This is a genomic window from uncultured Rhodococcus sp. (assembly GCF_963525155.1).
Lineage (GTDB): Bacteria > Actinomycetota > Actinomycetes > Mycobacteriales > Mycobacteriaceae > Rhodococcus_F > Rhodococcus_F qingshengii.
On the sequence record NZ_CAURKP010000016.1, the window covers coordinates 23,202 to 38,652 of the forward strand.

General features: G+C 62.6%; 14 protein-coding genes. 9 read left to right on the forward strand and 5 right to left on the reverse strand.

Going from position 1 to position 15,451, the window contains the following annotated elements; all coding sequences use genetic code 11:
* The first annotated feature begins 83 nt into the window (after nucleotides 1-83).
* Genes RWT78_RS06100 through RWT78_RS06115 form a run of 4 tightly spaced genes read left to right on the forward strand, consistent with a single transcriptional unit; the run spans nucleotide 84 to nucleotide 4,210 of the window.
* Nucleotides 84-1,040 carry an ABC transporter permease gene (locus RWT78_RS06100; RefSeq protein WP_003943571.1) on the forward strand — a complete coding sequence of 319 codons (957 nt, stop codon included), beginning with the start codon at nucleotides 84-86 and terminating at the stop codon, nucleotides 1,038-1,040.
* Nucleotides 1,033-2,127 carry an ABC transporter permease gene (locus RWT78_RS06105; RefSeq protein WP_007735813.1) on the forward strand — a complete coding sequence of 365 codons (1,095 nt, stop codon included), beginning with the start codon at nucleotides 1,033-1,035 and terminating at the stop codon, nucleotides 2,125-2,127. Before RWT78_RS06100 ends, RWT78_RS06105 begins: the two co-directional genes overlap by 8 nt.
* Nucleotides 2,124-3,221: an ABC transporter ATP-binding protein gene (locus tag RWT78_RS06110; protein ID WP_314674673.1), complete on the forward strand. Its 1,098-nt coding sequence runs from the start codon at nucleotides 2,124-2,126 to the stop codon at nucleotides 3,219-3,221. Before RWT78_RS06105 ends, RWT78_RS06110 begins: the two co-directional genes overlap by 4 nt.
* Nucleotides 3,221-4,210: an oligopeptide/dipeptide ABC transporter ATP-binding protein gene (locus RWT78_RS06115; RefSeq protein ID WP_314674674.1), complete on the forward strand. Its 990-nt coding sequence runs from the start codon at nucleotides 3,221-3,223 to the stop codon at nucleotides 4,208-4,210. Before RWT78_RS06110 ends, RWT78_RS06115 begins: the two co-directional genes overlap by 1 nt.
* On the opposite strand, the gene RWT78_RS06120 is transcribed toward RWT78_RS06115, so the two are convergent.
* The 4 genes from RWT78_RS06120 to lysX form a co-directional block, all read right to left on the reverse strand.
* Nucleotides 4,211-4,810: a histidine phosphatase family protein gene (locus tag RWT78_RS06120; protein ID WP_314674676.1), complete on the reverse strand. Its 600-nt coding sequence runs from the start codon at nucleotides 4,808-4,810 to the stop codon at nucleotides 4,211-4,213.
* 5 nt (nucleotides 4,811-4,815) lie between these two features.
* Entirely contained in the window at nucleotides 4,816-6,225 is a 1,410-nt protein-coding gene (locus RWT78_RS06125; RefSeq protein ID WP_314674677.1) for a diguanylate cyclase, read from the reverse strand.
* A 78-nt stretch (nucleotides 6,226-6,303) separates the two neighbouring features.
* On the reverse strand, nucleotides 6,304-7,194 hold the full coding sequence (locus RWT78_RS06130; protein ID WP_314674678.1) for an alpha/beta hydrolase: 891 nt from the start codon (nucleotides 7,192-7,194) through the stop codon (nucleotides 6,304-6,306).
* 13 nt (nucleotides 7,195-7,207) lie between these two features.
* Nucleotides 7,208-10,564: a bifunctional lysylphosphatidylglycerol synthetase/lysine--tRNA ligase LysX gene (gene lysX, locus RWT78_RS06135; RefSeq protein WP_314674680.1), complete on the reverse strand. Its 3,357-nt coding sequence runs from the start codon at nucleotides 10,562-10,564 to the stop codon at nucleotides 7,208-7,210.
* Nucleotides 10,565-10,652: 88 nt separating this feature from the next.
* Here lysX and RWT78_RS06140 point away from each other — a divergent pair, with 88 nt between their 5' ends.
* A complete protein-coding gene (locus RWT78_RS06140; RefSeq protein WP_003943569.1) occupies nucleotides 10,653-10,880 on the forward strand; it encodes an RNA-binding S4 domain-containing protein in 228 nt (75 codons plus the stop codon).
* Nucleotides 10,881-10,895: 15 nt separating this feature from the next.
* Here the strand turns inward: RWT78_RS06140 and rraA are convergent, their stop codons facing one another.
* Nucleotides 10,896-11,372 carry a ribonuclease E activity regulator RraA gene (rraA, locus tag RWT78_RS06145; RefSeq protein ID WP_003943552.1) on the reverse strand — a complete coding sequence of 159 codons (477 nt, stop codon included), beginning with the start codon at nucleotides 11,370-11,372 and terminating at the stop codon, nucleotides 10,896-10,898.
* Nucleotides 11,373-11,521: 149 nt separating this feature from the next.
* Between rraA and RWT78_RS06150 the strand changes: the two genes are divergently transcribed.
* The 4 genes from RWT78_RS06150 (at nucleotide 11,522) to RWT78_RS06165 (ending at nucleotide 15,418) form a co-directional block, all read left to right on the forward strand.
* Entirely contained in the window at nucleotides 11,522-12,505 is a 984-nt protein-coding gene (locus RWT78_RS06150; RefSeq protein ID WP_007735820.1) for a DUF2332 domain-containing protein, read from the forward strand.
* Between the two features lie 68 nt (nucleotides 12,506-12,573).
* Complete coding sequence (locus RWT78_RS06155; RefSeq protein ID WP_081604878.1) at nucleotides 12,574-13,830, forward strand: MFS transporter; 1,257 nt, start codon at nucleotides 12,574-12,576, stop codon at nucleotides 13,828-13,830.
* On the forward strand, nucleotides 13,827-15,041 hold the full coding sequence (locus RWT78_RS06160; RefSeq protein WP_162114216.1) for an LLM class flavin-dependent oxidoreductase: 1,215 nt from the start codon (nucleotides 13,827-13,829) through the stop codon (nucleotides 15,039-15,041). The genes RWT78_RS06155 and RWT78_RS06160 overlap by 4 nt, the downstream gene beginning before the upstream one ends.
* Nucleotides 15,038-15,418, forward strand: coding sequence for a MerR family transcriptional regulator (locus RWT78_RS06165; protein WP_007735825.1), 381 nt, complete (start codon nucleotides 15,038-15,040; stop codon nucleotides 15,416-15,418). Before RWT78_RS06160 ends, RWT78_RS06165 begins: the two co-directional genes overlap by 4 nt.
* Nucleotides 15,419-15,451 lie beyond the last annotated feature (33 nt).

The window sequence follows — 15,451 nt, forward strand, 5'->3', positions numbered from 1 at the left end:
ATCGGGGCCGGCTGCGAACGAAGAAATGAAATCAGAGGAACTGCTGTGTATTGCGAGCTCGCTGTCCGAAGGAGACGAAATCGATGAACATCGGCGCAATAGGTAAGAAATTGGGCCAGCTCGTCATTGTGATCCTGATCGTCAGCTTCGGAACCTTCGTGCTGGCATCACTGATCCCCGGCGATCCCGCTGTCTCCGTTCTCGGTGAAGGCCGAACGCCTGCCGAGTACGAGGAAGTTCGGCAACAGCTCGGACTCAACGATCCACTCCTGGTTCGCTATTGGGACTGGCTGACCAGCGCGCTCCAGGGCGACCTCGGCAACTCGCTCGTTCCCCCGCAGCAGGATGTACTCACCGCGATCAGTTCCGCTCTCCCCGTCAGCGTTCAGTTGGCAGTGATGGGTCTGGTCATCGCACTCGTCGTCGCAGTTCCGCTCGCACTCTGGTCGGCGCACCACGAAGGCGGCGTCATCGACCGCGTCATCAGCGCCGCGACGTTCGGTGTTCTTTCCGTCCCGAGCTTCCTCGCCGGTCTGTTGCTGATCATGGTCACCGTCAACTGGCTCGGCTGGTTCCCGCGATCACAGTGGGTGCGCATCGGCGACAGCCTGTCCGGAAACCTTTCACACGCAATACTTCCCGCGATCACCATCAGCCTCCTCGAGATGGCGATGTTCACTCGCGTTCTCCGATCCGACCTGGTGACGACGCTCCGTGAGGATTACATCCTCGCGTCGAAGGCCAAGGGAATGCCCACGCTGCGAGTGCTTTTCAGTGACGCGCTTCGCCCGTCGTCGTTCTCGCTCATCACGATGATGGGTCTGGCTCTCGGCGGCATGATCGGCAGCACCGTGATCGTCGAGACGCTGTTCTCACTGCCCGGAATGGGCACGCTCATCGTCCGCGCAGCGCAGCAGGGTGATTCGCCGATGCTGCTGGGCGCGGTGGTCGTGATCGCGGTCATCTACGTCCTCGTCAACAGTGCGATCGATGTTCTGTACACCTATCTTGACCCGAGGAGTCGTCGTGTCCATGTCTGAAGTGACGCCAGACGGAGCGGCCCCGTCGCCGGCCCCGTCCGAGGTGATGACATACCGGCAGCAGACAGTCCTGCTGGCTCCCGGTCCCGTCGAGACGCTGGAACAGCCCAAGAATCTGGTCCTGATCGGATCGATTCTCACAGTGGTCGGCGTTGCGCTGCTCGGCACCGCACTCTTCGGTTCAGCGATCATGATGACCGTCCGCATCGTGCTCGCGCTCGTTGCCCTGGTTTTCCTCTTCAAGGGGCTCGGCAAACTCGGTACGTCCAAGTGGGGCAGTCAGTTCGATCTCTCGTACTGGTTGGCGTGCATCTGGCTGGTCGCGCTGATCCTGGCCGCGATCTTCGCGCCGCTGCTGCCGCTCGGTGAGTACAAGGACACGGTCAAGACCTTGGCCGAGCCGGGCTTCGCCTCGCCGAGCCTGCTCTCCGATCATCCGTTGGGTACCAACAACTTCGGCCTCGACCTCCTCGCCCGCGCCCTGTTCGGTGCTCGTGCCTCCTTGACTGTCGCCATCTGCGCCGTGCTGATCGGCATGATCATCGGTGGCACCATCGGCGTCATGGCCGGCTATTTCCGTGGCAAGGTCGACGCCGTGGTCGGAATCCTGACCAACTCGCTGCTGGCCATTCCTTCTCTGGTGCTGCTCATCGCACTGGCCGCGGTGCTCACGTCGAACCTGCGCAACATCACCCTCGCACTGTCGATTCTCTGCATTCCCAGCATGGTTCGAATCGCCAGGGCAAACACCATCGTCGTCGCCCAACGCGAGTTCGTGCTTGCCGCGAGAGCCATGGGCGCCACCAAATGGCGCGTCATCTGGCGCGAGTTGGTTCCCAACGTCCTCGTTCCCGTCGCCGCGCTCGGCCTGGTGGCCGTTTCCGGCCTGATCGTCGCGGAAGCATCACTGAGCTTCCTCGGACTCGGTATCGCACAACCTGATCCGACCTGGGGCAACATGATTGCGGAAGGTCAGGGCGGGATCGTGGAGAAGCATCCGTTCATCGTCCTGGTACCAGGCGTCTTCCTCTTCCTGACGGTGTTCTCCTTCAACCTCATCGGCGAGAAGTATCGGAGTAAGCTGTGACCACTTCAGCTCAGCACGGCGTTCCGCTGCTGCAGGCGGACAACATCAGAACCGTATTCGCCACTCCCCGTGGCCAGTTGCGAGCAGTCGACGGTGTCTCGATCCACGTCTCCGCCGGCGAGACTCTCGGCATCGTGGGTGAATCCGGTTCCGGCAAGTCGGTTCTCGGGCGCACCATCATGGGATTGCTCCAGAAGGGTCCGGCTCTCGACATCAGCGGGACGGTGACGTTTGCCGGCCGCGACATGTCGACGATGAAGAAGTCGGAGATGAAGCACTTCTGGGGACCCGAGATCGCCATGGTCTTCCAGGATCCGATGACCTCGCTCAATCCGTTCAAGCGCATCGGTACCCACATCACCGAATCCTTGAAGTTCCACCTGGGTCTGAGGAAGGACGCGGCCCGCGATCGCGCAGCGGAACTCCTGTCGATGGTGGGTATCCCCGAGCCCAAGCGTCGGCTCGACCAGTACCCCCACGAACTTTCGGGAGGTATGCGACAGCGTGTGGTCATCGCGATGGCGCTGGCCTGCGAGCCGAAACTGCTGATCGCCGACGAGCCGACCACCGCTCTCGACGTGACGGTGCAGAAGCAGATTCTCGATCTGCTCGCCTCACTCAACGACAAGCTCAACATGGCCGTCATCCTGATCAGCCACGACCTCGGTGTGGTCTCGGGTCGATCGGACCGTGTCGCGGTCATGTACGCCGGTTCCGTCGTGGAAACGTCGGCAACCGAAGAGTTGTTCACTCGTCCTCGTCACCCGTACACCGAAGCGCTGATGGCCGCGATTCCGCGACTCGAGTCACCGACGCACACAGTGCTGCAGACAATTCCGGGCGGTCTCCCGGACATGACGAAGCCGATCACCGGTTGCCGCTTCGCCGCTCGCTGCCGTTACGCCCAGGACGACTGCCTGACCGGCGACCCGGCTCTGGCTCCCGGCGGACCGGGGGACAATACAACCGAAAGCCACACGTTCGCGTGCCACTACCCGGTGGACACCCCTGAAGGCACAACGGCATTGGTCGCCAACGAGAAGGCCGGCACTACCGCAGCGGGCCTGACGCTCGCGGTGAAGGAGATGGTCTGATGACTGCATCAGTGGATACCAGAAAGCCCGAGACGGTGGACGCGGCCCTGACGGTCGAGGACTTGGTCGTCGAATTCAACGTCGGCAAGGGGCAGACCGTTCACGCCGTGTCCGGGATCAGCTTCACCGTCGCGCCGGGCGAAACCTTGGGCGTGGTGGGTGAATCCGGCTGTGGCAAGTCCACGGCGGGCCGGGCGATCATGCAGTTGCCCTCACCGACGTCGGGCTCGATCCGCCTCGGAGAGACGGAAATGACGGCACTGGGCGCGGAAGAATTGCGTCGCAGCCGTACTCAGTTGCAGATGATCTTTCAGGATCCCATCTCCTCGCTGAACCCGCGACGCAAGGTCAAGGCTCTCATCACCGAGGGTCCGTCGATCTGGGGCGGAAAAGACAAGGCCGCCATCGAAGCTCGGGCGCGCGAGGTTCTTGCCGAGGTCGGGCTGGACCCGGACATGGTATGGGACCGAACCCCACGCGAACTCTCGGGTGGTCAGTGCCAGCGCGTGTGCATCGCCCGCGCATTGATGCTCGACCCCAAGGTCCTGATCTGTGACGAGCCGGTCTCGAGCCTCGACGTCTCCGTGCAGGCGCAGATTCTGAACCTGCTCGAGGACGCGAAGAAGCGTCACGGGCTGTCTCTGCTGTTCATCGCGCACAACATGGCCGTCGTGAAGAACATCAGCGACCGCGTGATGATCATGTACTTGGGCCGCGTCTGCGAAATCGTTCCCGCAGAAGACATGCAGAACCGCGCGCTGCACCCGTATACGCAGCTACTGCTGGCGTCGATTCCCGATCCCGACGCCACCGTCACCGCGGCGCAGAACGTCGAGCAGAGGGTCATCGAACTGCCCTCGCCGCTCAATCCGCCCAGTGGCTGCCGCTTCCGCACGCGGTGCCCGCTGGCTACTGATCTCTGCGCCGAGGAAGTTCCCGAGCTGCGTCTCGTCGAGGGCGGCCATCAGGTGGCGTGCCACCACGTGTGACTACACGCGAAGCATGTTGCGTACGTGACCGGTTTCGTTGATCGACCCGACCCTGCGGCTTCCGTCTCGCGACACGAGGATGCGCGTGACGGACACGTACTCGATCGGGAAGGTCAACGGGCGCTCCAGTCCGAGCAGTTCCTGCAGAACGATGTTGACGACGCCGCCGTGGCAGAAGATCGCCACGGTGGCGTCGTTGTCCGTTGCCGCGACTATCTCGTCGATCGCACCGCGGACTCGCGCACGAAAGGCGTCGCCGTCCACCGACTCGGGGAGCCAGCCGGCTTTGATGCGCGCATAGGTTTCCGGCGCCCGCTCCAGGACCTCGTGCATCGGGATGTAGTGCGGCTGCTCGTAGTCGTATTCCGCCAGACCCTCGCGCTGGGTGACCGGAAGGCCCAATATCTGCGCTACCGGGGCTGCGGTCTCGAGTGCGCGCTTTTGCGGGCTGCTGAAGAGTCCGGTGATCCGGTACGGCGCCAGTGCTGCGGGCAGCCGTAGTGCCTGGGCACGACCTTCGTCGGTCAGCGAGGGATCTGCGCGGCCTTCGGTGACCTCGGCCAGTTCGGGGAGAGCGTGTCGGATCAGGAGTAGTTGCACCTACGTCACCTTGCCATGTACAGATCGAACGCCACCACGAGGTTTCGGCCGTCGCGTTTTGCCTGGTACATCGCGTTGTCGGCGATATCGAGCAGAGTCTCCATGCCCGGCATCGCGCGATCGGCCCAGGCGACGCCGATACTGACCGTTCCCGCGAAACCGCGAATGGATCGCGCGTGGGCCTCTTGCGCCTCTCTGATGCGCTCCGCGAGCTGGATGGCTTCCTCGAAGGTGCAGTCGGCGGCGGCGACGGCAAATTCTTCACCACCCAGTCGGCCGGAGAGTCCCAGCCCTTCGGTAGCGGCGAGGAGGGTGTTTCCGAACTGTTCGAGGACCGAATCGCCGGTGAGGTGGCCGAGGTTGTCGTTGATCGATTTGAAGTGGTCGAGATCGAGCATCATGACGGCGATTGGTCGTTGCGCCGCGTGCTGGGCGTCGAGGAGTTCCTGCGATTGGGTCCAGAACGCGTGGCGACTCAGCGTTCCGGTGAGGGCGTCGCATTCGGCGATGCGTTGGAGTTCTCGCTCAGCGCGCCGCTGTGCGCCAGTGGCGACGGCTACGGCGATGGGGGAGAGTGCCATCAAGATGACGGAGATCCGGGTGGTCACCCCCTCACTGAGTAGGTGCACCGGATCTGCCAGCGCCAGACGTCCCTTACCCGCCATGACCAGTGCCCACGCGCTCCATCCGGCTGCCAGGAGCGAAGTGCTGAACAGTGAGACACGCATTGCGCACCACAGGAGCGCCGGCATCGGCAGCAGCAGCGCAAGGGCTCCCTGGACCTCCAGGGCGAGTGGCAGACAGGCCAGGAGAGCGGCCAGAGGTGCCAGGATCTGTGCGAGCCGCCTCAAGCGCAGACTCTGCCGCACGGACGGCCCGCAGGTTCTTCGAATGTGTTCGAGCGTCGGTGCCGACAGAACGATCGGCAGCACGATCAGATACGTACACAGATCGGCGAAGAACCACCCCACCAATTCCGTTGCCGCACCGCTTCCGTCGTGGAGTTGAGTGCGTAGTGCGCTGGCGGACCCGGCCGTGATCGACGCCAGAACCGAGATGAGGAAGATTCTGGCCGTGTACTTCGTCTCGGAGATTCGCCGTGGAAAGCAGCCGAGCAAGTTCGCGGCGATCAATCCTGTCGTGACGCCGACCAGATTGATCGCATTCAGTTCGAAGGCCCTCTGCACGGGGCTTCCGGTCGCAAGATCCGCCGTCAGCAGCGCGGCGCCGCCGACAGCGAGTCCGATCGGCGCAAACGAGCGCGGGTTACGGAGGAGAATGCCCAGAAGGATCGCGTTGGCGGGCCAGAAGGTCGACAGAAAACCGGGCGGACGGGCGGCGATGCCCGCCAGGGCGACAACGAGGATCGCCACGAAAATCAGGCACGAGCGCACCCGACGTGTCGAACGGTCCATGGTCAGCCTGTCGTAGAAAGCAGAAGCTGTCCGAGACTAGCAATGATCCGGCTACTGTCCGAGTTGTAACTTTAAGTGTCATCCCCGACGGTTCGGCTGCGTGAGGCGCCGAATCAAGTTCGCCAACTCCTCGGGTTGGTCGATCATCGCGTGGTGATGCGCCGGGCGCAGGACGTGAAAACTCCCACCGAGGTAGGTGGCGAGTTTCTGCTGCTTTGCCATCCAGGCGATGGACCAGGGAGTGGTGTGGCCAGTGTGTGCGGCGACGACGCTGAGGTCGATGTCGGGCAGTGGATGCTTGCTCGAGCGTCGTAAAGCGGTGAGCTCCAGCGCCATATCGGTGTACGCGACGTATTCGATCATCGCCGCTTCCAGATAATGAGGCTCGCGGTAGATCTTCCGGACCCATTCGAGAGTGGCTTCGGACGACCCGCTCGGCGGCACGGACTGGTTGAGGATCTTGCGCGTCGTCGTACCGAGGAGTCGTTGGAGCCCGGTGGTGCTGAACGAGGCCGCGGCGGCCCGGGAGGCGATCAGCAGCAGGTCGCGGGGGAACAGACGTTTCGGCTCCTTCTCGGCACTGGAATCGAGGAGGAGCATCCCCGCCGCCCGATCGGGGAACAGGCGCGCGAAGCCTTCGACGTAGAAGCCGGCGATGGAGTGGCCGACGACGACGGCCGGACCACTCAGTCCCAGAGTGTCGAGCACGTCGCAGATCCGCTGAGCTTCGCCGCGGACGGTCGGAACTTCGGAAGTAGGCTCGCTGAGCCCGAAGCCCGGGCGATCGAAGCGGACTACGGTGTGGTCCGACTGAAGATGACGCGCGCAGTCATCCCAGTCGAACCAATTGCCCGCCAGCCCACCGCACAGGACGACGACGGGGCCGTCGCCCTCGGCAAGAACATGCAGTCGGCTCTCGCCGACCTGCAAGATCTCGCCCGGTGGTTTCACGTGGAACAATTCCGGCACGCGAGAATCCGGACTACTGACGCGGTTTCGCGAGGGGGAAGGCCAGCGTCTCGCGGATGCTGCCACCCGTGATCAGCATGACGATTCGGTCGACGCCCATCCCGAGACCACCCGTCGGCGGCATCGCGTGTTCGAGGGCTTGGAGGAAGTCTTCGTCCAATTCCATCGCTTCCGGGTCGCCGCCGGCCGCGAGCATCGACTGCTCGGTGAGCCGGTTGCGCTGATCCACAGGGTCGGTCAGCTCGCTGTATGCGGTTCCGAGTTCGACGCCCCACGCCACCAGGTCCCACTTCTCGGCGACGCCGGGGATGCTGCGGTGCGGCCGGGTGAGCGGCGACATCGAGGTGGGGAAGTTGGTGTAGAACGTCGGGAACTCCGTGTAGTCCTCGACCAGATGCTCGTACATTTCCTGCGCGATGGCGCCGGTATCCCAGCTGGACTGGTACGGGATCTCGTTGGCGTCGCACAACTTCTGCAGGTCTTCGAGACTTGTCTCGGGGGAGACGTCGACACCAAGTTTTTCGGCGACGGCGCCGTGCATCGTCTTGACCGGCCACTCACCGGAGATGTCGACCTCGACCAGTTCGCCGTCCGGGCCGGGACGCATGATGATCTCGCGACCGAATGCTGCGACGGCCGCCGCCTGGATCAGCTCGCGGCACATCCGCATCATGCCCTCGTAGTCGCTGTGGGCTTCGTATGCCTCGAGGATCGTGAACTCGGGATTGTGTTTGAAGTCGACGCCCTCGTTGCGGAACACGCGGCCGATCTCGAACACCTTCTCCATACCGGCGACGCACAACCGCTTCAGGTACAGCTCGGGTGCGATGCGGAGATAGAGGTCGAGGTTGTACGCGTTGATGTGTGTCAGGAACGGAGCGGCATTCGCGCCGCCATGGACCTGCTGCAGAATCGGGGTCTCGACTTCGAGGTATCCGCGACCACCGAGTGAATCGCGCAGCGACTTCACGACGGCGCTTCTAGCCTCGAGAAGTTCGCGGGCCTTCGGGTTGAGGGCGATGTCGAGGTACCGCTGGCGGACACGGGTCTCAGGATCCGAGAGGCCCTTCCACTTGTCCGGCAGCGGGTGCAGGCACTTGCCGTTCATGCGCCACTCGACGGCGATGAGCGACAGCTCGCCCTTGCGGCTGCGCCCGATGGTTCCGCTGACTTCGATCAGGTCACCGAGATCGAACTCGGCAGCGAACTCCGCCAGCTTCTCGCGGCCGACGTTGTCCTGGTCGACCAGAACCTGGATGTCGCCGGACCAGTCGCGCACGTCCGTGAACACCACTCCGCCGTAGTCGCGGACCCGCAGGAGGCGTCCCGCGATGCGTACGCGGGTGCCCTCCGGCGACTTCGCTGCGGCTGCGATCGTATGCGTCGGCGGATAGGCGACGGGGTACGCGGCGATCCCTTCGTCGGCCAGTTGCGCGAGCTTGTTCATGCGCACGCGGACCTGCTCGGGTCGACGCGGACCGTTGGTCGTGAACGTCGGCGCCGAGTCCGGCGGGCTGCCGTCGGCGTGCAGTCCTTCGGAGGTCACCAGAGCTGCCGGCACCGCCGCATGCGTACCGGTGTGCTTGACGACCTGGCTGGACTTGCGCCCGAAACTGGGCAGCACCACAAAGCCTTCGGCGATGGCCGACGCGAATCCGACGCGCGGCAGTTCGCGGTTGTCCTCGAAGCAGAGGAAGCGCGGCGCCCAATCCGGCTGGTATTTCACGTTCGAGCGGTACAGCGCTTCGAGCTGCCACCAGCGGGAGAAGAAGACGAGCACCGAGCGCCAGATGCGGAGGATCGGGCCGGCGCCGATGCGCGAACCTTCCTCGAACACCGAGCGGAACACGGCGAAGTTGAGCGAGACTCGCACGACGCCGATCTCGTCCGAACGTGTGGCCAACTCCGAGACCATCAATTCGACGACACCGTTGGGCGCCGTCGGCTTACGGCGCATCAGGTCGAGCGAAACACCGTTCGGTCCCCACGGCACGAGCGAGAGCATGCCGACGACGCTTTCGTCCTCGGTGCCTTCACCCATGACGGCTTCGACGAGGAGGCAATCGCCGTCGAGGTGATCGCCCAGTCGGCCGAGCGCCATGGAGAAGCCGCGCTCGGTGTCGGTGTCGCGCCAGTCGTCGGCGCGGATGATGACGGCCGCCATGTCCTCGGGCGGGATGTCGCGATGGCGTCGCATCCGCACGGTGACGCCGTGACGCCTCACTCGGGTGACCGCCTGGCGCACCGGGCGCATGTCGCGTCCGTTGAGATTGAACTCGCGGGTGCGCAGGATCGCTTCGTCGCCGAGCTGCAGGACGCTCAGGCCCGCCTTCTTGTACGCCGTCGCCCCGGTTTCGCTGGCGCCCATGACGGCCGTCGCCCAGCCGTACTGCGATGCGAGCCCCTGCCACGCTTCGATGGCGTGCGGCCACGCTTCAGGATCACCGATGGGATCACCACTGGCGAGGCAGACGCCGATCTCGACGCGGTACGTGATCGCGGCCTTGCCGCTCGGCGCGAAGATGACCGCCTTGTCGCGGCGGGTGGCGAAGTAAGCGAGAGAGTCGTCGGCACCGAAGTTCTGGATCAACCCGCGGATCGCGGACTCGTCATTTCCGGTGAGGGCGTTGTTGGAGCGTTGCGCGCGGAAGAGCGTCATGACGGCGGCGAGTAGTGCTATGGCGCCGAGGAGACCGAGGATCGTGTTGACGAAGACGCGTGGATGACCGTCGAACACCTCGTTGTCGACCGATGCCGCGGCGGTGACGCGGTTCAGAGCCCAGAGGAATCGCTGGTTCTGCGGTAGGTCACCTGGGAAGAGTTCGACAAGGCCCCAACCGATCACGGTCGCGACAGCCATGCCGCCGATCAGCACGCCGAGTGCTTTCCAGCCGGCGCCGCGCCGTACGCGTGTGTAGAACTCGGGCCTCGCCGCGATGAGGATTCCGATCACGACAAGCAAAACGACAACGGCCACGGCGTTGTTCGGGTTCTTGTCGACGATCGCGGAGGCGATGTTGGTGAGGGTGATCAGCGCCAGGTAGATCGTCAACAGCCACCAGGCGATGCGCTTGCGGCTCGCGAGGGCCGCGGCGAGCAGGGCGACGACGAGCGCCCACGACAGGCTCGTATCCGGTGCGTCGAAGTAGTAGCTGTCGATGTATTCGCGTGGGACGCGGAGGATGTGCCGCAGTACCGGCGAGATGCTCCACAGGAACACCAGTACGGAGAAGACTCCGAGGATCAGTCCCGAGATATGGGGAACCTGGCTGAACCGCCCTTTGCGGAATCGACGCGCCTGGCGCGGATTTTCGGGTGGCGATTCCACCAACTCTGCAGTGGTGTCCGATACCTCGGTCAATGGTGCCATCGAGCTTCCTCTCCTACCGGTCGATCAGATCCTCACGCTAAGTGTGGTCTGTCGTGTCCAGTTTTGTGGGAGGAGGAAGATGATTGACATGACCGACAACATTCCAGCAGTACCCATCCGCGACGAAATGATTCGGCTCGGTCAGTTTCTCAAGCTCGCGAACCTCATCGAATCGGGCGCGGAGGCCAAGGAAGTGATCGCCGACGGCATGGTTTCGGTCAACGGTGAGGTCGAAGATCGTCGGGGCCGCCAGCTTCGTGACGGCGATGTCGTCGAGATCGGCGGGATGGCCGCCAAAGTGGAAGCCCCCGCCTGATCCCGCGACTTCTGACTAGCTCTCGCGAACGACGACGCCGTCCTGGTCGCTGTAAACGATCTCGCCGGGGTTGAAGGTGACTCCGCCGATTTCGATCGGCACGTTCTTCTCGCCCGAACCGGTTTGCGTGCTCTTGCGCGGGTTGGTGCCCAAAGCCTTGACGCCGATGTCGAGGGTGCGCAGGATCGCGGAGTCGCGGACGGCTCCGTTGACGATGACGCCTGCCCAGCCGTTGTCGACGCCGCGGCCGGCAATGATGTCGCCGACCAGCGCGGTGTGGATGCTCGCGTCACCGTCGACGACGAGGACTCCGCCGTTGCCCGGTTCACTGAGGGTCTGCTTCACGAGCAGGTTGTCCTGGAAGCACTTGATGGTCGTGATGGGGCCGGCAAAGACTTCACGTCCACCGAATTGGGTGAACTGCGTGTCGCAGCTACGGATGTCGGGTCCGATCTCGTCGGCAAGGTCAGCGGTCGCTACAGGCTCGGTCATGCCCCACAGGATAGTCGGCGGGGCTCGGGCCTAGTGGGCCTCGGGAGGGTTCTCAGGCGAGTACGCCTGACGTGGGGGACGTCTGCGAGTTACGCGACGGCCTGATCGAAAACCTTTCAGCACCACGCGCCATCCGGTAAACATCGACGGTGGACACTTCGCGTTGGTACCGATCATTCGCGGAAGTGGAGGCTCGAGGGAACTCCGCGATCTACGAGGAATGGGGCACCGGCGTATCGGAGGATCCAGCAGTCCTCGCTCTGATAGATCGGCTTCCAGAACCCCGCAGGCAACCCAACCTGATATTCGGGGCGTGCCGTCACCTCGGTGCCCCGGTCGCGCCGTATGCGTTGTTTCGCCGGTGGCTGAGCGACAACTGGTCCGAGGTGGAACAACTCGCGCAGACCAGGACTACACAGACGAATGAAGCTGGCCGCTCTGCCGTGTTGCTTCCCGTCCTCGGGTTGTTGAAGGGCCCGCTCTCCCTCATCGAAGTCGGTGCTTCGGCGGGCCTGTGCCTTTACCCTGACCGCTACAGCTTTCTCTACGACGGCACAAAGTATCTGCATCCAGTCGATGGTCCGTCCACCGTTCTGCTGGAGTGTGCGACGACTGGCAGTCCGCCGATTCCGGAGAGAGTCCCAGACGTGGTGTACCGGGCGGGCATCGACCTGAACCCACTCGATGTAGGCGACACCGACGACATGAGATGGTTGGAGAGTCTTGTGTGGCCGGAACAGGACCATCGCCGGCGGCGATTGCGCGACGCAGCGGCACTCGCTCGTGTGGATCCGCCTCATCTGGTTCGCGGAGATCTCACGTCGGCTGTTGCCGATCTCGTCGAACGTGCGCCACGGGAAACAACGATCGTGGTCTTTCACAGTGCGGTACTCAACTATCTGATCCCGACTGCCAGAGATGAATTCGCAGAAGCTGTTCACGCTTTGCCATGTCGCTGGATAGCGAACGAAGGTCTCGGGGTTTTGCCCGAAGTCGATGCCAAGTTGACGGCATCACCAGAGGTGCGCCGTGGGAAGTTTGTTGTTTCTCTTGACGGCACACCTCACGGGCTGGCCGGTGGACATGGGCAGTTCCTCGACTGGATAGACCAAACCTGCACGGCATCAGATTGATTGATTCGGGGTCCGATCTTCGCAGAGGGCTTGACCTTCACATTGATGTGAAGGTTGACAATCGTTTCATGGCAGACGACATCGATTCAAAACACCACACATCAGGAGCGAAACAGTTTCTTGCGGAACAGGATCGCGGGGACGCACTCCCACTCGTTCCCCTCCTGGCGTTGTTCGCGTCCGTCTTTATCACCAGCCTGACGGAGACCCTCCCAGCGGGAGTGTTGCCGGCAATGAGTGAAGGCCTCGATGTCAGTGAATCAGCCGCCGGGCAGACGATCATGATCTACGCGCTGGGGACGGCCCTGACGACAATTCCCCTCGTCGCAGTGACAGCGTCGTGGTCGCGAAAGGTGTTACTGCTGAACTCGATTCTCGGGTTTGCATTCGCCAACACGGTCACTGCATTTTCTTCCGACTACCTTCTGACGATGACCGCCCGGTTCATTGCGGGAGTTGCTGCAGGTATCGCCTGGGCATTGCTCGCCGGATACGCCAGAAGTCTTGCCCCGAAACATCTCGAGGGTCGCGCCATCGCGTTCGCGATGGCCGGAATTCCGCTCGCTCTCGCGCTCGGCGTTCCGTTCGGGACATACTTGGGCAACGCTACCGGGTGGCGGGCACCGTTCTACCTCATGTCGATACTGGCTGTTGCGCTTCTCGTTGCAATCGCGGTGTCGGTTCCCGATCGTCCAGGTCGGCCCCGCGGCCGTAAACGGCGAAGCATGCTCGAGGCGGCACGCATTCCCGGTGTCGACGCAGTTCTGATCGTGACGTTCATCGTCGTGTTGGGTCACACCATCCTGTATGCGTACATCGCTCCGTTTCTCGAATCGATAGGAATGGGAGACGACAACGACCTCGTTCTGTTGACCTTCGGAGTGGCATGTCTAATCAGCATTGTTGTTGTGGGCAAACAAATCTACGCGCGACTACGGACTTTTGCTCTTGTCGGCGCCGTCCTGATTTCAGTCGCCGCAACCGCACTGGCAGTCACCACTGAGGATGCGCTGCTCGTCTACATAGCAGCTGCCGTATGGGGATTGGGGTGGGGCGGAATTCCGACTCTGTTGCAAACCTCAGCAGCGGTTGCTGCGGGCTCACACGCAGACGAGGCTCAGGCGGTTCTCACGACGCTGTGGAACGCTGCCATGGCAGCAGGTGCAGTGATGGGCGGAGTTCTCTTGTCTCTCAACGGTGCTCGATCTCTCCCGTGGTGGACGGTAGCACTCGCGCTGCTATCCGTGGTGATCATGTGGACCGCCCGCGGAGACGGGTTTCGATCTCCGGCCCAAATCCATCAGGAAGGTCAGGCACACGCATGAACACAACGCCGTCGATCCATCGGTCACCGATCATCGGCATCGCGCTGGAACCAGCCGGCTGGCATCCAGCGGCCTGGCGATTGCAGGGAATTGCCCCCGCCGAACTCTTCAGTGCTCGTTACTGGTCGGAGTTGTTGCGCGACATTGACTCATCTGTTGTCGATTTTGTCACTTTCGAAGAATCGATTGGGTTGCAGTCGTCGGACTTCAGGAGAATCGATGACAAGGAAGACCAGGTTCGTGGTCGGTTGTCGCCGGTAGCGCTGACGGCACTGGCTGTTTTCGAGACGCAGAGACTCGGCGTGATCGCCACGAGAAATCTGACTCACAGTGAGCCATACAGTATCGCCACCGAAATCGCATCGCTCAATCTCTTGAGCGGGGGCCGAGTCGGCCTCCGTGCCCAGGTCACTTCGCGAAGCATCGACAGACGTCATTTCGTTCGCCCGCAACCGGTGCCGGAGCTGAGAGAGTCCGACATCTACTTCCCTGAACGGATTGGAACCAGACTCGAACCGGTCTTCTCGAGCGCAACCGAGTCGATCGAAATACTCCGAGGATTGTGGTCGACCTGGTCGGAAGGCGCACTCCAAGAAGGCGCCGATGGCCGATTTGTCGATATCGACAAGATCTCTGACAAGTTGATTGTGACAAAGACTTTCGAGGTCGCCGGACCACTCGCCATCCCTGTCGTCGAAGGCTTGAAGCCTGTCGTTCTCGCGCTCGCACATCACGCCCAAGTTCCTTATCGGTTGGCGGTTGCGTCGGCTGATGCCATCCTGGTGACACCCACTCCGAGTGCTAATGGCGTCACCATCGGCGATGTACTCGACGCCGTCAACGCTGAATGTGATGCAGTGCGAAGAAATTTGATCGATGAGCCGCTCGCGATCCTGGTGGATCTCGTGGTTTTCCTCGGCAAGACCCACTTCGAGGCTGTACAGCAGAAGCGTGCCCTCGACGAGCTGTCAGGCGCACCGTACTCGTCTGACACCGACATCTTTGTCGGTTCGGTAGATGAGCTGATCCACCGGATCGACGAACTCGTATCCGCTGGCGCACACGGTGTGCGACTGCGGCCGGCGGTCAACGGCCGGGACATCCCACTTGTCCTCGAACAGCTTGCCGCTGTCTTCGGGGCGAGCACCCGGGTGAGCACGTTGAGAGAGCGACTCCAGGCAGCGTCGCTCGAAACATCGGCGGCCAAATGAAGATCGGCGAGCTGTCAGAAGCGACACGGGTGTCCCGCCGCCTCTTGCGGTACTACGAGGAACAGAGCTTGATTGCTCCGAGACGATCCGAAAACAGTTACCGCGACTACGACGAACGAATGGTTGACAGGGTATTTCAGATACGTGGGTTGTTGGACATGGGTTTCCCGACGCGGGTGATCCGGCAGATCCTTCCTTGCCTGGACCAAGAACGCGTCATTCACATGAGCGATGTGACACCGGAGATGCTGTCGATGCTCGAGGCGGAGGCGTCGGGACTTGACGAGAAGATCAGCTTTCTTGTGAAAAACCGCGACGCCATCCGTGAATACATCGCAGAAGTGAGGCAGCGACAGACTGTCCCACTCGATGGATGAACACTGAGCGAGCTGCCGGTTGGTTCAGAGCAT

Coding starts and splice junctions, on each gene's coding strand:
- RWT78_RS06100 (WP_003943571.1), top strand. CDS start 84: ATGAACATCGGCGCAATAGGTAAGAAATTGGGCCAGCTCGTCATTGTG.
- rraA (WP_003943552.1), bottom strand. CDS start 11,372: ATGACCGAGCCTGTAGCGACCGCTGACCTTGCCGACGAGATCGGACCC.
- RWT78_RS06115 (WP_314674674.1), top strand. CDS start 3,221: ATGACTGCATCAGTGGATACCAGAAAGCCCGAGACGGTGGACGCGGCC.
- RWT78_RS06140 (WP_003943569.1), top strand. CDS start 10,653: ATGACCGACAACATTCCAGCAGTACCCATCCGCGACGAAATGATTCGG.
- RWT78_RS06160 (WP_162114216.1), top strand. CDS start 13,827: ATGAACACAACGCCGTCGATCCATCGGTCACCGATCATCGGCATCGCG.
- lysX (WP_314674680.1), bottom strand. CDS start 10,564: ATGGCACCATTGACCGAGGTATCGGACACCACTGCAGAGTTGGTGGAA.
- RWT78_RS06165 (WP_007735825.1), top strand. CDS start 15,038: ATGAAGATCGGCGAGCTGTCAGAAGCGACACGGGTGTCCCGCCGCCTC.
- RWT78_RS06125 (WP_314674677.1), bottom strand. CDS start 6,225: ATGGACCGTTCGACACGTCGGGTGCGCTCGTGCCTGATTTTCGTGGCG.
- RWT78_RS06105 (WP_007735813.1), top strand. CDS start 1,033: ATGTCTGAAGTGACGCCAGACGGAGCGGCCCCGTCGCCGGCCCCGTCC.
- RWT78_RS06155 (WP_081604878.1), top strand. CDS start 12,574: ATGGCAGACGACATCGATTCAAAACACCACACATCAGGAGCGAAACAG.